The following is a 2,417-nucleotide window of genomic DNA, read 5'->3' as shown; positions in this document are numbered from 1 at the left end:
GGCGTCCCCGTCGAAGTCCGCGACCATCGCCTCCAGCACCAGCCGGTACATCTCCGCCAGCCGCGCCAGGTTCCACCCGCTCAGCACCTCGGTGGAGGCGGCCAGGTTGACGCGCTCGTGCGTGGCGATCACGGTCAGGCCGAACTCGTTGCTGCCGGTGTCCAGGCTGGACGCGGTGTCCACGGTGCCGGTGTCGACCTGGTGGAAGTCCTGGAAGTCGAACAGGGTGGTGACCAGGCGCTCGCCGGTGCCGCTGTCGTGCTGGATGGCGGGCAGCGGGTAGCGGCGGTGGGCCCAGATCTCCGACTCGCGGGCGTAGACCTGCTCCACCACCTCACGCCAGGTCCCCGAGGCGCGCTGCGCCGGGAACGGCAGGGTGTTCAGGTGCATACCGAGCACCCGCTCCGCACCCGGCGCCTCCAGACGCCCGTGGTAGACCACACCGGTGTGGAAGGCCTCCTCCGAGGTCAGCGAACCCAGCACCTTCAGGTGCGCGGCCAGCAGCACACTCTTCAGCGACGTACGCGTCCGGGCAGCCAGCTCCCGCAGCTCCTCCGTCAGGTCGGCGAAGGAGGTGTGGGCCCAGTGCCGCTCGGCCGCCAGGCCGGTGTCGTCGGCCCAGGTGGCCGGGAGCTGGGCCGGGGCGTGGCCGGCGACGATGTCCCGCCAGAAGGCACGGTCCTGCTCGGAGGCCAGCGACTCCAGCTCGGCCGCGATGAAGTCCGCGTAGCGGACCGACGGCGCCTCGTAGGCGGGCAGCTCACGGCCGTCGCGCAGCTCCCGGTAGGACGCCAGCAGCTCCATGAGGAGGCTGTTGACCGTCCAGCCCTCGGTCACCGCGTGGCAGTGGCTGAGGGTCAGGCGCCAGGCCTCGTCCGACTCCAGGTGGACGGCGAGCCGCATCAGCGGCGCCACGGCCAGGTCGAAGCCCTCGGCCCGGTCCTGCTCGGCGAACGCACGGCCGCGCTCCTCGCGCTGCTGCTCGTCCAGTCCGCGCCAGTCGTGGACGGTGAACGCGAACTCGGCCTCGGCGTGGACCAGCTGGAGCGGCTGGGAGTAGCCGCTGAGGGCCACGGAGGTGCGCAGCAGTTCGTGCCGCTGCGACAGCACGGCCACGGCTTCGCGCAGCGCCTCCGGGGAGAAGGCCTGCTCGTCCGGGATCCGGAAGGAGTTGATGTTGTGGTAGGCCGACTCGCCGCGCTCCTGGGCGGCCAGCATCTCGACCAGCATGCCGGTCTGGACCTGCGACAGCGGGTAGGCGTCCACGACGCCCTCGGGCAGCGCGGCCCGGTCCCCGTCGCCGATCAGCGCGAACGGCTCCACGGCGGTGACCAGCGACCCGTCGGTGGCCTGGCCGGTGAGGCCGGCCGCCATCGCGGCGATGGTGCGCGACTGGAACACGTCGCGGATGGAGACGTCGTACCCGGCGGTGCGCAGCGCGCCGACCAGCCGGACGGCGCGGATGGAGTCGCCGCCGAGGTCGAAGAAGCTGTCCTCGACGCTGACCTTCTCCAGGCCCAGCACCTCACCCCACACCTCGGCGAAGCGCTCCTCCACCGGAGTGCGCGGCGCCACGTGCCGCGAGGCCGCGAACGCCGAGCGGTCCGGCGCGGGCAGCGCGCGGTGGTCGAGCTTGCCGTTGGGGGTCAGCGGGATCGCCTGGACCGCGACGTAGGCGGCCGGGACCATGTAGTCCGGCAGCGAACCGCGCAGGTGGGCCCGCAGGTCGGCGGCGTCCGATCCGCTCTCCTCGGCCGGGACCACGTAGGCGACCAGGACCTTCTCGCCGTCCTCGGAGGTGCGGGCGATCACGGCGGCGCTGCCGACGCTCGGGTGGGCGCGCAGCGCGGTCTCGATCTCGCCGAGCTCGATGCGGTAGCCGCGGATCTTCACCTGGCCGTCGATGCGGCCGAGCGATTCCAGGGTGCCGTCGGCGAGTCGGCGGGCCAGGTCGCCACTGCGGTACAGGCGCGAGCCGGCCGGGCCGAACGGGTCGGGGGTGAACCGCTCGGCGGTCAGCGCGGGGCGGTCCAGGTAGCCGCGGGCCACGGCGGGCCCGCCGACGAAGATCTCACCGGGGACGCCGACCGGGACGAGCTGCCCCGCCGCGTCCAGGACGTGGATCACGGTGTCGTCGAGCGGGATGCCGACCGGGCTGTCCGCCGGGTGCGCCAGGTCCTCGTCGGTGATCTGGCGGAAGGTGGAGTGCACCGTGGTCTCGGTGATGCCGTACATGTTGATCAGCGCGGGACGCTGCGCACCGACCCGGTCGGTCCACGGCAGCAGCTGGGCGAGGTCGAGCCGCTCGCCCGCGAAGACGACGGCGCGCAGGTTGAGCCGGTCGATGCGCGGGTCGCCGTCGGCGGCCATGGCCACCAGCGAGCGGAACGCGGTCGGGGTCTGGCACAGGATGGTGG

The 2,417-nt window shown here is 73.0% G+C and carries 1 protein-coding gene; it reads right to left on the bottom strand.

The window, feature by feature from the left end; genetic code table 11:
* The coding region (locus tag ACWDD9_RS43800) for a condensation domain-containing protein (protein WP_449814782.1) at positions 1-2,417 on the bottom strand (2,417 nt) is incomplete at both ends.

Source organism: Kitasatospora sp. NPDC001119, assembly GCF_053598475.1.
The sequence above is the reverse complement of the archived record's forward strand: the minus strand, read 5'-3'. Positions and strand labels throughout refer to the sequence as shown.